This window comes from Sphingopyxis fribergensis (assembly GCF_000803645.1).
GTDB classification, from domain to species: domain Bacteria; phylum Pseudomonadota; class Alphaproteobacteria; order Sphingomonadales; family Sphingomonadaceae; genus Sphingopyxis; species Sphingopyxis fribergensis.
The window spans coordinates 386,721-409,499 of sequence record NZ_CP009122.1 but is presented as its reverse complement, the minus strand read 5'-3'; the positions used below and the strand labels follow the sequence as shown (position 1 = coordinate 409,499).

Annotated in this window: 15 protein-coding genes; 6 read left to right on the top strand and 9 right to left on the bottom strand. The window is 61.2% G+C overall.

The window, feature by feature from the left end:
• The first annotated feature begins 23 nt into the window (after positions 1-23).
• Positions 24-2,762 (top strand): TonB-dependent receptor, encoded by a 2,739-nt coding sequence (locus SKP52_RS01830; protein ID WP_081997164.1) that lies wholly within the window; start codon positions 24-26, stop codon positions 2,760-2,762.
• 92 nt (positions 2,763-2,854) lie between these two features.
• Here SKP52_RS01830 and SKP52_RS01825 read toward each other — a convergent pair whose 3' ends face one another.
• The gene (locus tag SKP52_RS01825; RefSeq protein ID WP_081997163.1) at positions 2,855-4,636 is read right to left on the bottom strand and encodes an arylsulfatase; all 1,782 of its coding nucleotides are present in this window, start codon (positions 4,634-4,636) and stop codon (positions 2,855-2,857) included.
• A 312-nt stretch (positions 4,637-4,948) separates the two neighbouring features.
• Here SKP52_RS01825 and SKP52_RS01820 point away from each other — a divergent pair, with 312 nt between their 5' ends.
• From SKP52_RS01820 to SKP52_RS01800, 5 genes are all read left to right on the top strand, one after another.
• Entirely contained in the window at positions 4,949-5,722 is a 774-nt protein-coding gene (locus SKP52_RS01820) for a FadR/GntR family transcriptional regulator (protein ID WP_228383790.1), read from the top strand.
• A 110-nt stretch (positions 5,723-5,832) separates the two neighbouring features.
• A complete protein-coding gene (locus SKP52_RS01815) occupies positions 5,833-8,616 on the top strand; it encodes a TonB-dependent receptor (protein ID WP_052207728.1) in 2,784 nt (927 codons plus the stop codon).
• A gap of 42 nt (positions 8,617-8,658) precedes the next feature.
• A complete protein-coding gene (locus SKP52_RS01810) occupies positions 8,659-10,815 on the top strand; it encodes a CehA/McbA family metallohydrolase domain-containing protein (protein ID WP_052207727.1) in 2,157 nt (718 codons plus the stop codon).
• A 108-nt stretch (positions 10,816-10,923) separates the two neighbouring features.
• Positions 10,924-11,766: a 5-dehydro-4-deoxy-D-glucuronate isomerase gene (kduI, locus tag SKP52_RS01805; protein ID WP_039571018.1), complete on the top strand. Its 843-nt coding sequence runs from the start codon at positions 10,924-10,926 to the stop codon at positions 11,764-11,766.
• A 445-nt stretch (positions 11,767-12,211) separates the two neighbouring features.
• The gene (locus tag SKP52_RS01800; protein WP_039571014.1) at positions 12,212-12,547 is read left to right on the top strand and encodes a hypothetical protein; all 336 of its coding nucleotides are present in this window, start codon (positions 12,212-12,214) and stop codon (positions 12,545-12,547) included.
• A 680-nt stretch (positions 12,548-13,227) separates the two neighbouring features.
• On the opposite strand, the gene SKP52_RS01790 is transcribed toward SKP52_RS01800, so the two are convergent.
• The 8 genes from SKP52_RS01790 to SKP52_RS01765 form a co-directional block, all read right to left on the bottom strand.
• On the bottom strand, positions 13,228-14,991 hold the full coding sequence (locus SKP52_RS01790) for a recombinase family protein (protein WP_081997160.1): 1,764 nt from the start codon (positions 14,989-14,991) through the stop codon (positions 13,228-13,230).
• A complete protein-coding gene (locus SKP52_RS25880) occupies positions 14,988-15,452 on the bottom strand; it encodes a PIN domain-containing protein (RefSeq protein ID WP_148308985.1) in 465 nt (154 codons plus the stop codon). The genes SKP52_RS01790 and SKP52_RS25880 overlap by 4 nt, the downstream gene beginning before the upstream one ends.
• Positions 15,442-15,726: a type II toxin-antitoxin system Phd/YefM family antitoxin gene (locus SKP52_RS01785; protein ID WP_052207726.1), complete on the bottom strand. Its 285-nt coding sequence runs from the start codon at positions 15,724-15,726 to the stop codon at positions 15,442-15,444. Before SKP52_RS01785 ends, SKP52_RS25880 begins: the two co-directional genes overlap by 11 nt.
• A gap of 182 nt (positions 15,727-15,908) precedes the next feature.
• Positions 15,909-16,517: a lytic transglycosylase domain-containing protein gene (locus tag SKP52_RS25120; RefSeq protein ID WP_081997159.1), complete on the bottom strand. Its 609-nt coding sequence runs from the start codon at positions 16,515-16,517 to the stop codon at positions 15,909-15,911.
• On the bottom strand, positions 16,514-17,062 hold the full coding sequence (locus SKP52_RS01780) for a restriction endonuclease (RefSeq protein ID WP_052208814.1): 549 nt from the start codon (positions 17,060-17,062) through the stop codon (positions 16,514-16,516). Before SKP52_RS01780 ends, SKP52_RS25120 begins: the two co-directional genes overlap by 4 nt.
• Positions 17,052-20,027, bottom strand: a complete 2,976-nt coding sequence (mobF, locus tag SKP52_RS01775) for a MobF family relaxase (protein ID WP_039571005.1) — start codon at positions 20,025-20,027, stop codon at positions 17,052-17,054. The genes SKP52_RS01780 and mobF overlap by 11 nt, the downstream gene beginning before the upstream one ends.
• Positions 20,024-22,072: a type IV secretion system DNA-binding domain-containing protein gene (locus tag SKP52_RS01770; RefSeq protein WP_039571002.1), complete on the bottom strand. Its 2,049-nt coding sequence runs from the start codon at positions 22,070-22,072 to the stop codon at positions 20,024-20,026. The genes mobF and SKP52_RS01770 overlap by 4 nt, the downstream gene beginning before the upstream one ends.
• Positions 22,069-22,371 carry a hypothetical protein gene (locus tag SKP52_RS01765; RefSeq protein ID WP_039570999.1) on the bottom strand — a complete coding sequence of 101 codons (303 nt, stop codon included), beginning with the start codon at positions 22,369-22,371 and terminating at the stop codon, positions 22,069-22,071. The genes SKP52_RS01770 and SKP52_RS01765 overlap by 4 nt, the downstream gene beginning before the upstream one ends.
• Positions 22,372-22,779 lie beyond the last annotated feature (408 nt).

The following is a 22,779-nucleotide window of genomic DNA, read 5'->3' as shown; positions in this document are numbered from 1 at the left end:
AGTGAACCTGAGGGGGAGTTATAATGCGGAACAGAATAATCCTGGCGTGCACGACATCGGCTTTGGGGCTTATCGCCATGCCGTCGATTGCGCTGGCTCAGGACCAAGATGGGCAGCTCACCGTTGAATCGGCGCCGGAAGATCCCTCCGCCGACGAAGCGATCGTCGTCACGGCGATCCAGCGCAGCCTCGAGACGTCGCAGGCGATCAAGGAGGATTCGGACCAGATCGTTGATTCGATCGTTGCCGAGGACATCGGCAAACTGCCCGACGTGACGGCAACCGAATCGCTCGCGCGCATTACCGGCGTCCAGGTCGACTATGCGAACGGCACTGCGGCCGGAACGCGCGTCCGCGGTCTGCCGAATATCGCGACCACCTATAACGGACGCGAGCTCTTCACCGGCCAGGGCCGCGCCGTCGCGCTCCAGGATTTTCCGTCGAGCAGCATCGCGCGTCTCGACGTGTATAAATCGGGTAGCGCCAATTTGCTCGAACCCGGCGTTGCGGGCCTGATCGACGTGCGCGCGCGCAAGCCGCTGGACTTCAAGGGCGACCGCATCGCCGGCGGCATCAGCGGGGTGCATTGGAAACAGTCGCAAAAGCTGGGAGTCGATGCCAACCTTCTGCTCAGCAAGCGTTGGGAAACCGGAATCGGCGACATCGGTTTCCTGATCGAAGGATCCTACACCGACCTCAAATTCCTCGATTCCTCGCGTAACGTCGCGCAGGCGATTCTCAGCCGCAACGTCGCGGGCCTCGGCACGATCCGCTACCCCTCGTTCGTGAACATCAACTATAACGCGGCCAACCGCTACCGGCCGTCGGTCGCGACCGCGCTGCAATGGCGCCCGAGCAACGAACTCGAATTCTATGCCGACTTCCTGTTCCAGGGTTATCGGAGCAGCGGGTACGGCAGCAACCTCCAGATCAACTCGGGCGTGCAGGCCAATCTGTCCGACATCGTGCTGTTCCCCGGCACGAACAAGGTCAAGAGCATGACTGCGAGCGCCGGCGGTATCCCCACCGGCAACCAGAATGTCGTCACCGGCAAGACCGACACCTATCAGGCGGGCACCGGCTTTATCTGGAAGCGCGACGGCCTGAAGATCACGGGCGATGTCGCTTTCACCGATTCGACCTTCACGCGGCGGACGACGCAGTTCAACTACTCGCTCGTCGTCCCGCAGCCGACCCGCACCTATGATTTCGACACCGACGTCGGCGCGGGCGGTGGCACGGTTGTCGTGACCGATTTCCCCGTCAACGATCCGGCGCGCTATCGCATGGTGGGGCTGGGCGAAAATGGCGAGCGCAACCACGGCCGCGACTGGCAGGGGCGCCTCGATCTCGATTACCGGATTGGGCCGAAGGGCCTTACCAATGTCCAGGCAGGCGTCCGTTTCAACACCCGCGATTTCGACTTTGCCAATTATTCGGAAAGCGGCACCACGGCGGCGGGCCGATTCTATTCGCTGCTGCCGCTCGAATATAGCGCCGTTGCGCCGGGTTTCCGCGGCGACAAGGTCCCCGTCACCCGCGTCTTCCTGAGCCCGACCGCCGACAGCATTATGGAGAATCTGGACTTCCTGCGCTCTATCAGTGGGGGACGCACCGAAGTCCCGCCGCTCGACCGTGTCTATTTCGGGAATGAAAAAGGCTATGCGGGCTATGTCCAGGGCCGCTATGCTTTTGACCTTGGCAGCATGACCGTTGATGGCCTTGTCGGTCTTCGCGCGGTGCGCACCGAGACCCAGATCAATGGGTTCGAACGGGTGACGACCGCCGGCGTGACAACGGTGACGCCAGTATCGCAGTCCAATAGATATAATGATTTCCTGCCCAACGTCAGCGCGCGCATCCGCCTGGCGCCCAAGTTGCAGCTCCGCCTCGCCTTCACCGAAACACGCACGCGCCCCGGATTCGGCGACCTCAACCCGTCGCTCACCATCGGCGCGCCGTCCACGATCTGCACACCGACCCCGGGGGATCCCGAAGCCGGGCCGGACAATCCCAATTGCGTCCGCAACGCTTCTGGCGGCAATGCCGATCTCCAGCCGATCAAGTCGCAAAATTACGACGCGTCGCTCGAATGGTATTTCTCGCGCGGCGGCTCGCTGACAGTCGGGGCCTTCCAGCGCGACGTGACCGGCTTCATCTCGGACTTCACGACCGACGTTGAGGATGCCGAATTCGGACGACTGCGGGTGACACAGCCGTTCAATGGTGGCGAGGGCCGGATGCGCGGTATCGAAGCGGCATTCCGCACCTTTCTCCGTTTCCCGCAACTGCCCCAGTGGATGCAGAATTTCGGCATTCTGGCGAACTATACCTATATCGACCATGAATCCGAACTGCCGGAAGCGCTCGCCGCAACCCTGCCGGGCAAGCAGCGGATCGCGGGCGTTTCCAAGCATCTCGCCAACGCTTCGATCTTTTACGAGACACGCTGGTTCTCGACCCGGCTTTCCTATAATTATCGGTCCGATTTCGTGGTCGAATATAACCGGGTGAACGACCCGCTGCTCGGCGCCGCGGTGCTTGGTCCGACGCTGCCGGTGGTCGAGGACGGCCGAGGCAGTCTCGACTTCAACGCTACGATCGACCCGACCGAGAATTTCACCATCTCGTTCAGCGCGACCAACCTGCTGGGCGCGGCGGCGACGAACCATCGGCAATATGACGCCGATGGCAACACCTATCCCTGGCAGACGCGGTTTCTGGAAACCATCTACCGCGTCGGGGTACGCTTCCGCTTCTGATATAGACCTGTGGTCTTTTACAAACTCGGGTAAATCGGCCCGGCATCGTTGCACACGATGCCGGGCCGTCCTTTTTGCAAGCGGTGTCGCCTTCAATCCTCGGCCGCCGCTGGCGCACGCCGGCCCTTTCGCTTGCTCTTGCCGCGCTTGCCCGGCTTCTTTTTAGCCTGCGGCGGTTGGCCACCTTCCAGTGTGCCGGTAATCACGCCGCCGTTCACCCTGTTGGGCCAGCGATCGACGAAGCTTCGCGCCGCCCAGTCGTCCCACTGTTTCGCCATGCGTGCAATAATGTCGGGATGGGCGGCGGCGAAGTCGCGGGTTTCGGTCCGATCGGCGTCCATGTCGTAAAGCTGCCAGGGCCGTTCGAACTGCGCGACCAGCTTCCACTTGCCGTCGCGCACCGCCTTATTGCCTTCATGCTCCCAGAAAATCGGCACGCCGCGCATCAGCGGTTGGCCCTCGAATGCCCCAGCGAAGCTGCGGCCCGACATCGGCCGGATATCATTCCCCTCGAAACGAGTGGGGTATTTGGCGCCCGCCAGTTCCGCCACCGTCGGCATCACATCGACAAGGTGCCCCGGCGCGCGCACCATCGTACCACGAAGCTTGGGATCGATACCCTTGGGCCAATAGGCGATCAGCGGGGTGGCGATTCCGCCTTCCTCGGTGAAGTGCTTGAAATACTGGAACGGCGTGTTCTGCAACGTCGCCCAGTTGAGGCCCACGAAGATATTGGAAGTGGGGCCGCCCCAGGGCGCGCGGCCGGTGCGGCCATCTGGGCCGCTCTCGGCATTCCCGCCATTGTCCGACATGAAAAGGATCAGCGTGTTGTCGAGCTCGCCTTTTGCCTTGAGGTCGGCGGTCAGTGTACCGATCGCCCTGTCCATCCGCGAAATGGCGGCGGCGTAAACGGCCATGATCGTATCGAAGCGATCCTTGTCCCTCGCCGACATCTTGTTCCAGTCATACTGTTCCGGCAGCACATCGGGCAGCGTCGCGTTGGGGTCGATCAGGCCTATCTTCTTCTGGCGCTCGAAACGCTCGCGGCGCAGCTTGTCCCAGCCGGCCATGTACTTTCCCTTGAACTTTGCGATTTCGTCCGCGGGGGCCATCACCGGAAAGTGAACTGCGGTGAACGGCAGATAGAGGAAGAACGGCTTTCCCTGCGCTTTCGCCTCGGACACGAACCGGCTGGTCCAGTCGACCAGCAGGTCGGACGAATACCACTCGCCTTTGCCGACTTCTTGTGACGCCAACGGCAGCTGATTACCATCAATCGTCACGAATTTCTTGCCGACCTGATCGGGGAAGAAGGTCCCGCCCTGAAAGAGAACCGAGCGGTCGAAACCGACCTTGGTCGGCGGCGTGCCGTGCTGCGCGCCGACGTGCCACTTGCCCGCCATGCCGGTGAAATAGCCCGCCGGCTTCAGCACCTCGGCAATCGTAACGGCACGATCCGCGATCCGCCCTTGCAGCCCGCCCGCGCCATTGGGGCGAACGACGTTGTCCAGATACCCAACCCCTGCTTCATGTGGATAAAGACCGGTAAGCAGCGACGCCCGCGAAGGGCTGCATCGGGCGCTATTGTAGAATTGCGTGAAGCGGATCCCGTTCGACGCCAGCATGTCGAGATTCGGCGTCGGGATCTCGCTGCCATAGGGTCCGATATCCGAAAAACCCATATCGTCAACGAGGATGACGATCACATTGGGACGTTTGGCCTGCTCGGCCTTTGCCGAAGCGGGCGCGGTGGCAGACGTAGCCGTTGCTGCTTGCGCCGCAGGTCCCGCCAACAGCGCAAGCCCTATGGCGGCCGTCGCGGCGCCCCGCGCCATTTTCTTCATCATGTTCGGAATTGCCATCTTATGCCTCATGCAAACAGCTCAGCTAAATCAGCTGATTTATCGCATAATAATCGATTGTCGCAAAAATGTGTAAGGTCGGCGGCTGCCGCGATGCGCCCGCTTTTCCGGGCGGCTAAAGCCAAAACCCCTTCGCTCCCGACCATTGGCCTCCGGGCCGCGAATCTATCATCCGTCACGCCATGCTCCAGAAATGCCACCCTTGCGGTGTGGTTCGTGCATCTTTCTATAATTAAATGAGTTTATTTAAGTTGTCATATAACTGATAAGTCGTATAGTTGGACCGTAAGGCGCATAATGCGCCGACGACGGGAGAATGGGCGCGTGAGGCAGGGCGGTACCGAAGCGGTGCAGGACGATCGGCTGGCGCTGCGCAAGCGAAGGCCGTCATTGGTCGACGCCGCTTGCGAACATATTCGCGCCAGCATCCTCTCCGGTACCTATTGGCCCGGCGCTCAACTCCCTACCGAGGCGGAATTCGTCGACGTGCTGGGCGTGAGCCGGACCGTGGTCCGCGAAGCGATCGCCCGCCTCGCCGCAGCGGGATTTGTCGAGGCCCGACAAGGAAAGGGCCTCTTCGTCAGCGAGACTGCGCGCTATCAGGCTTTCCAGATCACGCGCGACGAGGTCGAGAATCTTGGCGACGTGATCGAGTTGCTCGAATTGCGGCTGTCGGTCGAAACCGAAATGGCCGCGCTGGCCGCAGAGCGGCGCAGCGAGGTTGACGTGATGAGCATGCGCCAGCAGCTCAAGATCCTCAGCGAGGCGGCGATCGGCCTTGATGATTCGGTCAAAGCCGATGTTGAATTTCACAACGTCATCGCGCGGGCTAGCAAGAACACCTACTACGCCAAACTGATCGACTTCCTCGGCGTCCGCCTGGTCCCGCCGCGCTCGCTCTATCTGCGCCAGGGGCAAAGCTATGTCGGCGCCCGGTACAAGGCAGTGATAAGCGAAGAGCATGAGGCGATCCTCGACGCCATCATCCGCCGCGACCCCGACGCCGCAAGGGTGGCGGCGCGGTGCCATATGAGCAGCAGCCTCAAGCGGCACCGCGATCTGCAAGATTTCATGTCCTCGCACAATCCGACGGGCTGAAGCACACCAACATCAATGACCTGAAGGACAACTCAGGCGCCGCATTACGTCCAAAAGAATTATAACATCAATCTTCTTAATTTATATGATGTCTTATAGGGAGAGGTCCATTGAAGATCAGCCTTCGCGCTTCCGTGACGCTGATTGCGCTCGCCGGCGGCGCACATATCGCAGAGGCGCAGACTGGGTCGGCCGCCGACCCATCCGCCAATCAAACGGCCGCGGGTGCGTCGGCGAGTAATGAGCAGGAGGGCGACATCGTCGTCACCGGCATCCGCCAGAGCCTGGCACGCGCAGCCGAAATCAAGCGCCAGTCGACCGCGGTTGTGGATTCGATCGTCGCCGAGGATATCGGCAAACTTCCCGACTTGACCACCGCGTCGGCGCTCCAGCGCGTACCCGGCGTTCAGGTCGTGGTCGGCGGCAATAACGAGATCGTCGGGGCGCGCATCCGCGGCCTCGACGACATCATCACCACGCTCAACGGACGCGAGATTTTCACGGGCGTCGGCCGCGGCTTCTCGTTTCAGGATCTGCCGGCCGAAGCGCTTGCGGGCGTCGATGTCTACAAGTCCAATTCAGCCGAGCGGCTCGAAGGCGGCGTGGCGGGCGGCGTCAATATGCGCCTGCGCCGCGCGCTTGACTTCAAGGAACTGACGATCGCGGGCAGCGCACGCGCGACCTATCTGCAGGAAGCCGGTTCGAAGAACACGCTCAATCCAGCGGTAAGCCTGCTCGTCGCCAACCGCTGGGACGCGGGTGAGGGGGAGATCGCCGCGATGGCGAGCGTCTCGTACCAGCGCAACAAATATGCCCGGCCGGTCGCCTGGAACGACTGGACACGCGCGACGAGCGCCGGCCCCGCCGGTTCGCCGCCGGACCTGCACGCGCCCACCGGCTTCGCCGCCGCGATCGAATTCGGCAAATATGAGCGCCCGCAGGCCAATTTCTCGCTCGAATGGGCGCCCGATACCGACACCAAAATCTATGTCGAGGGTCTGTTCGCGGGCTATCGCGGTAACGTCTATCAGGCGCGCCCGACCTTCCGCGCCTTCACTGGCACGTCGTTCGAGGCGACCGTCGGCGACACCTGCGAGGATTTCGCGGTCGGACCCGACGGCTATTATTCGGGCAATGTGCGCAGCCCCACCAATCCGACGGGCACCGGCACGATCCGCCAGCTGTGCAACGCCACCGGCTATACCGCGCGCAACCTCGAATATTATACCGCGACCGTCGCCAACAAAGCGCGCACCGACATCTATGTGATCGCCACCGGCTTCAACAAGCAGATCGGCGCGCTCAGCTGGAACACCGACATCTCTTATGAAACCTCGACCAACCGTAACGACAGCTTCCGCGTCGACATCGGCAAGCGCATCGCCGAACTGGTGCAGGTTCGCGATAACAATCACGAGGTGCAGGCGACGATGCCCGGCAACCCGATGAACGACCCCGCCGGCCTCGCCTTCGCCAACGGCATGACCGAAGACATCAACCGCAGCCGCGGAACCCTGTGGTCGGTGATGAGCGACGCCAAATACGACTTCGACGCCGGGTTGCTCGACTATGTCCAGGCTGGCGTGCGCGTCGCGCGGCGCAAAGCCGGGTTCGAGCAATATCTCGGCGGCCCGCCAGCGCCGGGCGGTTCGTTCGTGACGCCGCTCACCGCCGCCGGCCTGCCCTCCGACATATTGTCGCAGGCTCCCGGGGTGCCGCAGATGAACGACGGCGCATCCTTCCTGCAGATCGATCCCCGCTATCTGACGCAGGAAGCAATCAAGCGGCAGCTCAGGACGCTGTACGGCATCTCGCCTGACACGCCCGCTTACGACCCGACACGCGATTATGATGCGCAGGAAAAAAGCTATGCCGGCTTCCTGCAAGCGGGATATGAATTCTCGCTCAGCGATGCGATCTCGGTCGACGGCATGGTCGGCGCGCGCCTGACCCGCACCGACCGCGACATTGCGGGGTCGGGTCGCGTGACCGATCCGGCGACCGGCACCTCGCGCGTCGTGCTCGTCAATCGCTCGACAAGCGACACCGATCTTTTGCCCAATGCCAGTGCACGCATCCAGTTCGGCGGCGGCCTCCAGGCGCGCTTCAACTATTCGAAGACGCTTTCGCGGCCGAGCTTCGGCCAGCTCAACCCCGGCCTCAGCTATGTCGTGTCCTACGTCAGCACGATCCAGAATTCCGGATCGGGCGGCAATCCCGACCTCCGGCCGCAAAAGGCCGACAGCTTCGATGCGTCGCTCGAATATTATTTCGGCCGCAGCAACTATGTCTCGGTGGTCGGTTTCTATCGCGACATCACCGACCGCATCATCAACGGGACCGAGGTACGCACGATCGACGGCCTGCAATATGTGATCTCGACGCCCCGCAACCTGGGGTCCGCCAAGATCAAGGGTGTCGAAGTCGGTGGCCAGCTGTTCTTCGACTTCCTTCCCGAGGGTCTCGACGGCGCGGGTGTGATCGGAAACTTTACCGTCATCGACAGCGAGGTGACGACACCCGGCGACCGGCTTCAGGGCCTACCGCTGCTCGGCGTGTCAAAATATAATTACAACGTCGGCCTGATCTACGAGAAATACGGCATCTCGGCGCGGATGATATACACCTATCGCTCCAAATATTTCGACGGCGACATCACCAACGGCCTCTCGCTCCGGCCGGTTTCGCTTCCCGTCGGGCTCAATGGCATTCGCGCCGCGGGACGGCTCGACTTTGGCCTGAATTACGATGTGACACCGAATATCACCGTCAGTCTCGCCGGTACCAACATCACGGGCCAGAAAACGCGCAACTTCGAATCGCGCGAGGATTTCGTCCGCGAGGTGCGGAACGACGACACGACCTACTCGCTCGGCGTCCGCTTCAACTTCTGACCCGATGACAGCACCGCGAATGACGAAAAACAGGAGGATGGTTTGAACAGGAAACGGATTTTCACCGCACTGGGGCTCGCAACCGCGCTGACGGCGGGCAGCCTGGCTGTCGCCGGCGCGGTGCAAGCGCAAGCGCCTGCGACGGTGCTCAACGCGCCCGACATGGCACTGCCCGGTGACGTGCGCGTTGCCCGGACGCAGGGCTCGGTGACGATCGACTGGCCCTCGGCGCAGGGCGAGCGCGCGCAGCTCGCCTTGTCGCTCGACCCCGGCAAGCCGCTGATCGAGGCAATCTCGATCGCGGGCAAGACCGTGCTCGGCGGGATCGATCCCGCCGGCGTCGTCACCGTCGGCACGCGCGACCTCAAAGAGGGCTGGACGGTCTTCTTCGACAATCCGCGAACGCGGCCGTTCGAAAGCTTCCCGCTGACACTCGCGCGTAGCGACATCAGCGTGCGCGCGGAGGGCGGCTATACCAAGGTGATCGTCGGGGGCGCGGCGGCAGGGCCCTTCTCCGGCACTTATGAGTTCACCATCTATCCGGGGTCGCGGCTGGTGCGTGCGGCGATGGTGATGTCGACGCAGCGCCCCGCCACCGCCTACACCTTCGATGCCGGGCTCAGCGCCGCGACATCGGCGGCGCTGCCGTGGCGCGCGATCGCCTTTACGGGCCTGTCCGACACCATTGTGCGCGCCGAAGGCGACGCATCGCGCAAACCCGCGGCCTCGCCCAAGGTCCGCGCCCGCATGATCGTCGCCGAAGGCACCGCGGGCGGATCGCTGGGCGTGGTCCCGCCGCCGCATCAGTTCTACTATCCGCTCGATTACGCCAACAACGACAATTCGGCCTGGTACGGCAACGAGTATCGCAACCTCGCCGGGCGCACCGGCTTCGGCGTGCGCCAGACGCTCGAGGGCGATCGGCGTTATGTTCCATGGGTCAACGCGCCGCCGGGCACGACGCAGGACATGGGCGTCTTCCTGTTACCCGACGCGGGCGATGCAGCCAGTGCCACCAAGGCGGCCCTGGCCTATACCCGCGGCGATCGCTTCAAGGCGCTTGACGGCCATCGTACCTTCACCAGCCACTATCATGTCGAGCACACCGAAGCCTTTCTGAACACCGCGCGGTTCCAGCAGTCGGCCGGAGTGCCCGACGGGCTCGAGTCTCCGGACTTCGTCAAGCGCTTCAAGGCCATGAACGTCGAGATCGTCCACCTCGCCGAGCTTCACCTCGGGCGCGAAGCGCTCGATCGCGCCGGCGACCGGCTGACCCTGCTCAAGACGATGCACGCAGAGACTGAACGCCTGTCGGATGACAAATTGCTACTGCTCCCGGGTGAGGAGCCCAATGTGCAGCTCGGCGGGCACTGGATCAGCTTCTTCCCCAAGCCGGTCTATTGGACGCTCGACCGCAAGGAGGGGCAGCCCTTCGTCGAGAACGATCCGAAACTCGGCAAAATTTATCATGTCGGCTCGCAGGAGGACGTCCTGAAACTGATGCAGGACGAGAAGGGACTGATGTGGACCGCGCACCCGCGGATCAAGGGCAGCTACGGCTTCCCCGACAAGCATAGGGACACGCCCTTCTTCAAGAGCGACCGCTTCCTCGGCGGCGCGTGGAAGAATATGCCGTCGGACTATTCGCTGCCACGCCTCGGCACGCGGGTGCTCGACACGCTCGACGACATGAACAACTGGGCGACGAAACCGTCCGAGCGGAAATTCGCTCCCGGCGAGGTCGACGTGTTCCAGATCTCCAAGGAGAGCGAGCTCTATGCCCATATGAATATCAACTATCTCCGGCTCGACGGACCGTTGCCGCGCTATTCGGATGGCTGGCAGAGCGTGCTCGACGCGCTGCGCGGAGGTCGCTTCTTCACCACCACCGGAGAGGTGCTCATCCCCGAATTCACGATCGACGGCGCGAAGAGCGGCGAAGAAGCCAAGTTCGGGCGCAATGCCGTGGTGCGTGCGAAGATCGAATGGACTTTCCCGCCCGCCTTCGCCGAGATCGTCAGCGGCGACGGCAGCAAGGTCTACCGCGATCGCATCGACCTGACCGGCGCCGCGCCCTTCGGCACACGCGCGATCGAAAAGCGAATTGATCTGAGCGGCCGAAAATGGGCGCGCATCGAGGTGTGGGACGTCGCGACGAACGGCGCCTACACGCCCCCGGTATTCCTGAAAGGGAAATAGGAACCTCCCCTGCCCGTGCAGTCGTCATCGCTTCGCGCCCTGACGACTGCACGTGGCCTTTTGACTCGGAACGGTGCCGGTCCGGCCCGGTTTTTCTGCGGAGCAGCCATGTTCGATCGAACCTATTACGCCACCCATCCCGACATGATGGCGGGCGTATCCAATGACGAATTGCGCGATCGCTATCTCATTCAAAATTTGTTCCGCGCCAACCAATGCGTGCTCAACTACACCCACGCCGACCGGCTGGTTATCGGCGGCGTCCTAGTCGAAAGCGGGAGCGTTCCTCTGCCCGATCAATCGGAACCCGTGTCCGCTGCCGGGCACCCCTTCCTCGAGCGGCGCGAGCTCGGTATCGTCAATGTCGGTCATGCTGCGGGGACCGTCACCGTCGATGGCGAACCGTTCCCGCTCGGCGCAAAGGACAGCCTCTACGTCACGATGGGCGCCAAAGACGTCAGCTTTTCCGGCGACGGTGCGCGCTTCTATCTCGCCTCATCGCCCGCTCATCGGGGCTTCGCGACACGAAAGCTTCCGCTCGCAGGCGCAAAGATACTCGAGCGTGGCAGTCTGGAGGAGGCGAATGACCGGACGATCCACCAACTCGTCATCCCCGGCGTGTGCGACAGCGCGCAACTGGCGATGGGCCTCACGATCCTCGAACCGGGCAGCGTATGGAACACCATGCCGCCGCATGTGCACGAGCGCCGGAGTGAGATTTACTTCTACTTCGATCTCGACGATCCCGTTCAAGGCCGGGTGATGCACTTCATGGGCCAGGGCGGCGCGACCCGGCATATCGTCATGGCGAACGGCGAAGCAGTAATTTCGCCACCCTGGTCGATCCATATGGGCGTAGGCACCAGCGCCTACGCGTTTATCTGGGTGATGGCCGGCGAGAATCAGGACTATGACGACATGAACGTCCTCGACATCTGCCAACTCGCATAATCTGTCCATATTTGAACGACTACTGCCGGGAGCCGCGAGCCATTCTGCGGCGACCGCCTCGATGTGAATCCATCACAAATGAGCGAGATCACCAGAGCGCGCGGCTTCGGTCTATCGGAGCACTTCGCCGGGCTCGAACCGGCGCTGCGGAATGGATCAACTCGCCGACGGATCGCCTCGGAAGCTAGAAGCTGGCGTGGTGTTCGTGCCGGAGGGTGACTAACTTGCGATCCACCTTCGGGGCGAACTGGTGTCAATCCTAGAGCTATGCACTTGTTCAGACACGAAAAAGCCTCCTGCGGGGTTAACCGAGGAGGCTTTAAAATTTTATTGGTTGCGGGAGCTGGATTTATGCGATGCAGTACAATGCTCCGCGTCGCCGCCTAGCCACGCGAACGTCCGAAATGGGGTGGGAAGCGGACATATTTGTTGTTACGCAATCTGCATGAGCGCCAACGATTATGATCTGGAACTTGAGCGGTTGGAAGAGCGTGCTACGGGTAGGCTCGCAACCGCCGACACGTTCGATGGTGCGGCGTTCGAAGCGCTCTACAATCATATCTCGGACAAAACCCGGGACCTTCGAGAAGCGAGCGTCGTTTCGAAGCAAATCCTTCGTTCGCTGCGGCAAGCGGCCGCAACCATTCGAAGCCGATCAGAACATCTCGCGTCGGTTCACGACAAGCTTCCCGTCGCCGATAGGTTTGAGATGTTGCTCGACCTTATCATCATCGGGGAACATCCCGATGATCGAAAGCCCGGCACACCCCGGATCATCTAGTTGAGGGTCCGCAACCGGTCGTTTGCTGCCATTCGTGCCGATCTGGATGGAATGACCGGAATCGACCAATTGCGGTCATTAGAGGTTGCGGCGTTTCTGTCGTTTCGGCCGTTTGTCCTGCCTCCATATGTGGATCGGCTGAACCGGTGCGCCGATGAATGCGCAGGCAACATTCCGTCCAACCTGCACTAAGACCGAACTTGCCACATACCCAGCCAATATGGCGACAGCGATAGCGGCCATCGCTAGAGTTTCGTCCCACTGACCGGTCACCCGTCCGACGATGAGCCCGAGGCCAACGGGTCCCATGAGGACTGCAAACTTGGCAAGGAGGCCCGGGATAATCAGCCACCGGGAGGATCGTCGTCGATGCGAAGGACGATAAGAGTGCGCGCTGAGAACTGCCAAAGCGAATACGCCGATAGCCCATAGGCCGACCACACGAAATGCAATGGCTTCTGTTGTCAAACTGCTCATCGTCGGCATTGTAGTAGCGGTGCGTACGTCAGCTTTCCACCCCATTCCGGTTACCGATCGCGATCAGCTCCGGGACGGCAACAAACGACCAGTTGCTGACATCTCTTAACTGGTCACCCTGAACTTGTTTCAGGGTCCATGGCCTGCCGTTTCCTTCAGTGCTGCGCGGGATTAGAGATCAGGCCATGGATGCTGAAACAAGTTCAGCATGACGAAATTGGATGACCGCTCACCACCCCATATTGGACGTTCCGGCGACGACTGAAAGAGCCATTGTTCCGAGACAACAAAAAGCCCGCTAACTCATTGAGAAAGCGGGCCAAATTTGTGGTTGCGGGAGGGCGCAGTCCCCGTTGGTATAGTAGGCCCCCTCCCCCGCCTTCCTTGCTTACAGCATTGAGAATTCCCATAAGTTCACCGCACAACTCGGCGTAAACCTGCCCGCGGTCGGGGCCGGGTGAGATAATGATTTTCCCAACGATCGATCGAATGTCCTGGGCTACCTCATCACGAAGAGCCGGATTTTTCAGCGCATCGATCAGATAGGCGACACGCCTCCGATACAGTTCAGCGACATTGGGGTGAATATCCGGCACCGCCACTGAATGCTCGACGTTTCGATGCTGAAGATCATCCCGCTGTCTTTCTAGATCGTCCAATCGCGCTTTCATGGATGGCTGATACATGCCGTCCTCGATCGCAGAGAGAATTCCCGCGATCGCGCGTTCGACCTTGTCCAAACTGCGGCGGTCCAGCTCCGCCTGAGCACGCTGCTCCCGGTTGGCGGCATTGATTTGCTCGATGTAGCTCGCGACCGCCTGCTTGACCGCGTCCGCTGAAACGAGCCGGTCCGATATTCCATTCAGTGCACGTTTTTCGAGCACCTCACGCCGGATCGTCCGATTATTGCCGCAGGTGCCCTTCCGGAAGTGATTGTTGCAGCCATATCGATCATTCACGATGATGGTGCAGTTCCCACCACAAACCCCGCACTCGATCATACCTGAAAACAGGAAAACCGGTCGGTGCAGATCACGAAGCCTTTTGCCCTTAGATGCACGGAGCCCGTCCGCTACCGCTTTATAGCGTTCACCGATTTCTTCGGCACGCTGACGTGCCGCCTGCCACAGTTCGTCAGTCAGGATGCGCATTTCCGGCACGTCCTTCCTGATCCATTCCGACTCAGGGTTGGGCCTGGAGACCCGCTTCCCTGTCGAGGGGTTCTTGATAAACCTTTGACGATTCCAAACCAGAACGCCAATGTAGAGTTCGTTGTGAAGGATGCCGGTCTTGCGCGCAGCATGACCTCTTATGGTCGTATCGGACCACTGTTTGCCGAATGGGCCAGGGATGTTGTCGCGATTAAGGTCGCACGCGATCGCTCGAGGACTCTTCCCGTTGGAGAACTCTCGAAATATCCGTTGAACGACCAGAGCCTCCGCCTCATTGATCGATCTCTCGCCACGAACCAATTCGCCGCTCGCATCGACCCTCTTGAGAACATCGTATCCGTAGCACAGGCCGCCGCCCGATTTGCCCTTCTCGACCCGCCCCCGTAGCCCTCGATGCGTTTTCTTCGCGAGGTCCTTGAGGAAAAGGGCGTTCATCGTTCCCTTCAGTCCTACATGCAGCTCCGATATCTCGCCTTCAGCGATGGTAATCAGTTTAACACCGGCAAACTGAAAGTGCTTGTACAACGTCGCGACATCAGCCTGATCTCTGGAAATGCGATCAAGCGCTTCGGCAAGGATCGTGTCGAATTTGCCGAGTTGTGCGTCCTGGAGCAATGACTGGATACCCGGCCTCAGAATCACAGAGGCGCCAGAGATTGCGGCATCCTGATAAGTTCCGATGATGCGCCGACCCTCCCTTACGGCCTGATCGCGGCAAATGGCGAACTGGTCGTCTATCGAAGTCTGACTTTGCATATCGCTCGAGTAGCGGGCGTAAAGTGCAGTACGGGTCAAGATACGTCTCCGGTCGGTGGTGCCGGCCTCGTGCGGTAGGCTGCATGCCAGGGATTCAAGGTCCGAACTTTCATCCCCGCAGCATCCTCGGCAGTTCGAGTAACGAGGATGAGATTGTTCGATGCCGCTGTGGCAGCAATAAGCGAAGCGGTGACCGAACGGATGTCGTCATTTCGGACAATGCTCCATATGTCGGCCACATCGGCATCGATCGGCAACAGTCTTTCCTCGAAGATACTCTTTGCCTCATCCAGCCAGTTGTCGAAGTGAGATTCCGTTTGTGTATCGATATCGCGTGAATTCCGTGCTTGCCGACGGAGTTCGCCCAAACTGAGAGGGCTTAGGAATAGCCTGTTTACTGACGTCTCTTTCAGAAACCGCTTCACATTCGGATGCATCGGCTCTCTGCGTGTCTCGAACAGCACATCGGTATTCAGGAGGAAGCTATCGTTACTTTTCAACCTTAGCCTCCCCTGTCGCTTTGAATGCCGATTCAGGCAGTGCAAGATTTGCCTTGGGGCCGCCCAGCAGCCACTCCTTGAAGTCCGGCCTATCGGACGTCATCGCCAAGTATTCTTCAGCAGAAAGCAGCACCGCACGAGGACGGCCGTGGCGGGTGATCATCTGAGGGCCACGCACCTGCGCCGTTTCGATCACCTCGCTGAGTTGGTCCTTAGCTTCCTGAAGCTGCCACGTGCGCACATCCAAAGCCTCTGCTATTTCGGCTACAACCATAGCTCATTCTTCCTGCCCTTCCAATGGGGCATCGCCTATTTCAGCCACACCCGTTGCGCCCGCTCTTCGCGCTAACTCTTGCCTCGCAAGGTGCCGGCCGATCGCGGCTGCTATGCGAAGAATCCGCTCGTTCAGATCGTCTTCGGGACTTCGGGAGGCGCGGGGCTCTTCGCTCGGACCGTTCATTTCGGCCTCCCCGGAACCGGTGCAGACGAACTGCCTTCCAGGGGTTGAGGGACGGGTCGCTGTGGAAGGGGTGAAAATACGTTTGCCCCGAACCTTGAAACCAGGCGCCGTGCTACATTTCTACGATAGCGCTCCTGCCGCCATGGTGTCGGGCTGTGATAGACGCCCACGGCCTCCCAATAACTTCCGCTGATCCGCAACCCCGACAGGAATATCCACTTGGCCGCCTGCACGTTGAAGCAAGGGTCATTGATCAGCCAGTTACGCACGAGACCGGGATCACGGTCGACCAGCACAGAGAGCTTGGTCACCCAAAAGCTATTCACCTGGAGAGGACCAAGGTCGTGCGTACCGTTAGTGTTCGGCACTTCAGCACCGATCCATCCGGCCTCCTGATCGCGTAGGCCCCACAGCGTTTTCTCAAGCCATGCTCTGCCTGCTGATGCAAACTGAATACATCGCGCGATTTCTCGTTCTTCGATTGCAGATCTGATCGAACGAGACGCCGCTGCACTCGGACCGGATAGAAGAACAAGGCCAGCTACAAGCGACGGCAATACGCCTGATACGGGCCGCCAATAATGAAGCGTGGTCAGGCGGCTCATATACGCTTCCCCCTGACCAAGACGGGTTCACCTCGAATGAGGGCCAGAAGCTGTTCTCCAGATATGATCTGGATATGCGGATGACGATTGAGCAGCGTGCGGGTTGATGGCCCGGTTCGTCCGGTGTGAATGAAGAGGCCCGGCATACTCTGAGCGGCGCATAGTCGCGCGAATGCTTCAACATGTTCTGGGCGTATCGTATCTGCGTAGCGCTTCGCTTGGACGAGCCAGACCCAGCCGCAGATCCTTACCTTTCCATCGATTCCTCCATCGCCCGTGTAGCGCTGGTTCCGGACCACTTCGATCGCCCGACGTTCGAAGCATTCCAGGAGTAGCTCCTCGAAGGCCAGGGGATCCATGCGGCGCAATCGGGCGAAAACTACCGCCGGGGGTTGGGAGCGATCTCGGCCCTGCAACTGCCGGCACATGATGCGTGCCTGTCGACGCCGCCATCTGTGTTTGACCGGAATGCGGGAACCACGAAGGAACCAGAAAAGGAGCACAGCTCCGACGGCGACAAACCATATAGCCCAATCAGCGATCATGGCCGCCTCCATGATCCTGGGAAGGAGCGTGGGCAGGTTCGGAAGGCGGCTGATGCGCGGAGGCAGCGGCGCGGCCGTCTTCCCGGTCATCGCCTCTATGGGAACTTCGATCGAGAAGAGATATAACCCACCGATCCATGAAGGATGCAGCCGACAGCGCACGATCCGCTATGCGCTCAGCCAATCCGGTGGGTTGAGTGCTCTTCGCAGATTCACGTTGCGCCGCCGGCTTGTCCTTACGCTCGGCGCGTTCGGCGCGTTGCTCGGCGCGGAGCTTGTCCCAGCGCTCGGTGTGGCGGGCCGACCGGCCCTTCACACTGTCCCGATCGATCCGCCCCAATCCCTGAAGGGAAGACGTCTTCTCGCCCGTACGCTGCTTTAGTTTTTCGACCAGCTTTTGCCGATTCTCGGTCCACAGGCTGACCCCGAATCTCGCGCGGGTGATCGCGGTGTAGAAGTTCTGCCCGGTAACGAGCGGCGAGTTGACGGGCGCCAGCACGTACACCCGGTCATAGGTCTTGGACTGCGCCGAGTACACGGTTTCGCCATAGCCATGGTCCCAGTTCTTGTGCTGGGAGAGATCGATTTCCTGGCTCCGCCCGTCCCGATCCCATCGGATTGTGGCAAGCGCGCCGTCGAGGCGCTCTACGGTGCCTCGCTCCGCATTCTTGAGATCGAGTTCCTTGTTGACCAGACGCCATTGTATCCGGTCGCCGGCGGCCAGGTCGCGTTGCTCCTCCTTGAACACGTTGATCTGGGAGGCCCGCCCCAGACGGGGATCCCATTGGATGGTGCGGCCATGCTCATCGACCAGGTTGACGGTCTGACGCCCTCGAGCGTCTCGCCCCACACCAACCACCTTGTACTCGGCATCTCGGGCGATCCCGAGCCCGACATTGTCGCGGGAGAACACGACGACCTGACCGCGAGAGTAGAAGCGCGCGAAGTGCTTCTCCTGCTCTGTCATGCCGGACGGCGACAAAATCGACAGCCGGGTTTCCTCGGCCGCGATCGCCCCCTCCGTCTTTAGCGCCTCGCGAACCTTGGTGTTCACAATCAGGCGGGTCGCGTTCTCAAGCACGAGAATGTTCGTCTTCTCGCGGTTCTCCGGAGTAAGGCGTGTCCAGTCGGCAACTAGCGAAGCGGCAAGCATTTCGCCGCTCTCCCCTGTCGTCACCTTGTCCAGAGAGGAAAGCGAACCGTCATAATTCTGGAGCCGTGCCAACCGCACGGCCTGGGTCATCTTGTCCGTTTCCTGCCGGATCGGTTCCCGGAGTTCGGCTTTCGGCAAGCCGAGACGTTGCATCAACCAGAACGGCTTGCCTTGCTCAATCGCTCCCGTCTGACGAGTGTCACCAATCAGTAGAAGACGCGCACCGGTGGTCCTGCTGATTTCCAGCAGGCGCACCGCCTGACGGTTGCCAAGCTGCCCGGCCTCGTCGACGACAAGGACATGGCTTTCATCGAGTCTCGCGCCGCCGCTCGCGAGGAGACTGGCAACGGTGCGCGATTCGATGCCGGCCTTCTTTCCAAGTTCCGCTGCCGCCGAGGAAGTCGGAGCGAGGGCGATGAGGATCGCGTCCTCACCCGCAGCTTCTCGTAACGCGCCGATGATAGTCGACTTGCCCGAGCCGGCGACGCCATGGACACCCACGATCCGGTCTTCGCTCCGACCGAGGTGAATCAAGGCCGTCCGCTGCTCGGGATTGAGGTTGTGAGCTAGACCTGCATCCCTGAGGGCTTCGATAGATGCCAGGGGGCTCGCGTCTGTGAGGGCCAGGGCAAGATGATCGGAGAGCGCCACTTCGAGACGCGCTGTCCTGCGCGATGTCCGACCACGTGTGTGAATCTCGTCGCCGGTGCGATGACGGGTTTCAAGAAGTTTGGCCCGTGCCTGATGCTCGTCGACCCCGGGACGGACATCGGAGAGCCGAACCTCGCCTACGTGCGAAGCCAAGGCCGTCTGTAGCAGCAGACCGAGATTATTGACCGCTTCCTTACCTTCCGACTGGCGCAGCCCGAACAGCATGGCCCGCGCCGCCGTCTGCGCCTCGACCTCGATACGACGCTCACCGATCGTCTCGGCGTCGGCACGCACGTCCTTCACCGTCTCGGCATGTTGGCCCAGCCGCCCGTCCCACCGCTGATGGAGCTCTTCGAGGGAGACTTTCTGCTTCGGGCCACGGGTGGCATAGAAGGATTTCTGCCGTGCCGCCTGCCCGGTCAGACCATGCTCTTTTGCATGCGCGTCAATCTGTTCGGCGCGCTGGGACATGTCCGAGATCAGGTCCTTCGGGACGCCCCTGATCTCGAACAGGCCACGACGCGGGTCGAATTCGATATCATAGCCGCGCTCGCGCAGGAGATGTGCCAGCTCATTGCGATACACCTGCCCGGCCGCCATCTGTTCGGCGAACATGGCACGCGTTTCCAGGCTGACCTTCTTCGCTCCATCCCGCTCGTCGGTGATGTTCATGACGACGACGTGCGTGTGAAGATGAGGATCGAGTTCGCGCGACGCATGCTCGGTGAAGCGCGCCCAGATCAGCCGTCCGGTCGTCTTCTCGGTGACTTCGCCATCGACGCGGTGCCGCATCGTGGCATGTTCCTCGAGATAGGTAAGTGCGACACCGACCGCCTGCTCATGGGCCTCGATGATCCGGTCATCACCAGCCACCAGTGCCATGATCGATACCGATTTTGGTGCGTTGACCGCGAAGTCCCACCCGGGATGATGCTGGATGTTACCGTCTTTCCGGCGACGACCGAGTTGCTGCTCTCCGACCTTTCCGGCTAAGAGTTCCTTGAAGACGGCGGGGTCGACCTCACCTTCCAGTCCCAGTTCGGTGGCGATCTTGCCGCCCCACTCGGAATGCTCGTCGGCGCCCTTGGTATAGTAGTCGCCGACCGTGTAATAGCGGGCGATGTTGGCGGGTTTGCCCTTGAGACGGATGGGATTGATCATGCCGGCCTCGCTGCATTGCGAGCGCCGTCATGGCGGCCGTGCTGACTGAGACGGAAGCCAGCCGGCTTCCCGAATAGCTCGAGCGGTGGTGGTGGGTTGCTTGCTTCCCCTTCCCGGCCGTTGTCGGTCGGAGGAGCCGCCTCCGCTTCATCGGAGGGTATGCCGGTCGGTCCCGTAGCGTCGCCTGGCGGTACCAATGGCAGTTCGGCCACTGGATCGCTGGGGGTGGCGCGCCGCCGCTTCGTAGGGGTGACTTTCGGCTTGGCTGGTGATGTCGCCGCCGCCGGTGCAGGGGGCACCGATGGCGTTGGAACCGTCATCCGAATGGGCGCGGTGCCCCGCTCCTCGAACGCCTCGCCGATGGACGAGACCTTGTTGTAGCTATCCTCGAACCGGACCACCGGAAGGCTGCGGCCGAACCGCAGATAGCCCATGAGGTTTGGCAGGTTTGTGACCTCGGTGTGCATCACCAACGGTCGGGTTACCTGCATGCGCGAGAGGTTCACACCATCGCGCATGTCGTTCACACCGTAGGACATGCCCTCGTTCGCCTCGACCTGCTCGACCTGGCCCAGGTTCTCGCTGACATGCTTCGCGGTGGGGGTGTCGTTGGCGCGGAGAGCCACCCAGGTCGAGCAGTAGCCGGTGATCGCCGCGGCATCCTGAATACCGTAGGTTGCCTCGAGCTGTGGATAGCTCTGGAAGCCGAGGATACCGCAGCCTCCATACTTCCTGGCGCGGGCGAGGAAATCGCCGAGAGAGGGCAGGCGCTGGAGCGTCGGTAGCTCGTCGATGACGCAATAGAGGCGCCGGTTGCGATCGGGCGTCATGCTCATGATCGCGCTGATCGCGATGTCGAGCCATACCGTGATCAGGGGACGCAGCGAAGGAAGCTGGTCCGCCTTGACGGTAATGAAGAGCCAGCTGTCGTCCTTCTCGTTGGCAACCCAGTCCCGGATCGAGAAGCCATCCGCAGTATCGTCGAGGTAGGAGAAGCTGCGCATGACGGAGGCAAGCTCAGCCTGGATACCGGCGCTGGTGCGTTCACCCTCGGTCGAGATGAATGCCGCCGCATCAGTGCCGGCGGCAAAGGCTGCGAGGTCCTTCAGCTTGGAGCGCAGCAGCGTGTCGAGCAGAATCGAAACGAGGGTGCGTTCCTGCCGAGCCAGCTTCCGCAGCACGGCGACCAGCGTACCGCGCGCCGCCTTTGCCCAGAAGGGATCGCCGGTCTTGTCAGGGATCGTGGACTCGGCGATCTGGTCGTAATGATAGTCCCTCGGGACGTCGACCCAGGGCGACCAGCAATCCGCCCGTGCATCGAGCGGATTGAGCAGCACGTCGATCCCCGGGCGGTAGAATTTTTCGACGAAGGTGCCGGCCGTGTCATAGACGATCGCACGACGCTTTCGCTTCCGGATGCCGTCAAGCATCTTGACGATGATGTTGGTCTTGCCGGTGCCGGGCGCACCGCAGATCAGGATATGTTCGGGTTCGAAGGCGTCGGGCACATTGACGCCGCCGATGTCGAAGCTACCCTTGGCGTAACGCCATAGCGCGCGGCGGACCTGCCGCACCGTGCCGAACCGCGCCCCGCGCAGAAACTGATTGGAGCCGAGGCCTTTCCCCGTCCTGGTGAAATAGAACCAGGCCCACCCGAGCATGGCCAGCGCGAACAACCCGGATATCGCCGCACCATGCAGAAGATCGGTCTCAAAAGCTTCGAGCGTCTTGTGGGCGAGGCCGGAATCAAGGAGCGCCTTAGGGCTTGTCCAGTATTGTTTGCCCTCCGGCGTCTTGAACAGGATTGGGGTGACATTGCCCGGAACGGCATCCCCCATGAAGGCGGCCTGGCCAAGCTTCACCAGTACGAAGCGTTCGTACTCAGACGATTTCTCAAACGCGTACCAGATGACACCGCCAATCCAGATCACCAAGCCTGCAAGGAAGGTCTGGTAGAAGACCTGGGTGGTCATCCGGACGTTGTGAACGATGGCCTGGCCGCCCCTCGTCCAGGAACCGAGCGTGTCGTGACGAAAGATGCTCATGGCCGGTCCTGCTCGGGATCGAGCAGCCCCCTTTCGCGGAGGAGTCGACGCGCTTCGCCCAACCCCTTCTGGAGGATGTCCGGGGACCGTTCGCCCACCGAGGTGGCGAGGATCGCGAAGGCCTGGATGGTCGTCGCATGAAGCTCATCGAAGCGGGCGTGATAACCCGATGGATCGGTGCCTTCGAAGCGTTCGAGGATATCGCGACAATAGGTCGCGGCACCGAGACCGGCATTGCGCGCCTGTACAGAAAGACGCGCATAGAGGTCATCGTCTATGCGGATAGTGATGCGTGCCAAGCGGCGGACTCCTTGTCCGACACGCCAGCAACGTGGTGAAGCACCGCCTTTATAGCCGATTTACTTCGCGATAACAAGAATTTACCGGAAACTGCCACTGGCTGCCGCTAAGTGCCAAAGCAGATCAGCCACTTAGGCCGAAAGAGGATAGGGCTTGGCTGCCGGCGGCAGACGATTAGTGCCAAAGCGACTGCCGCGCTGTGCCAACGGAAAGTGGCTGAATTCCTGGCGATTCGCGCCCGCAGCACCCGTGCGTGGGGTGCATTACACCCGCCTCAGGCGTGCGTCCCTCCTCCGCAGCGCGCCTGCCCGCTGCGCCCGTCGACTCGACCGTGGGCGGGTCTCCCCGGTTGGGTGCGTTTGCGGGCATGATCGCATTCCGATCGCCGGGAAGGCATTGCATGGCGG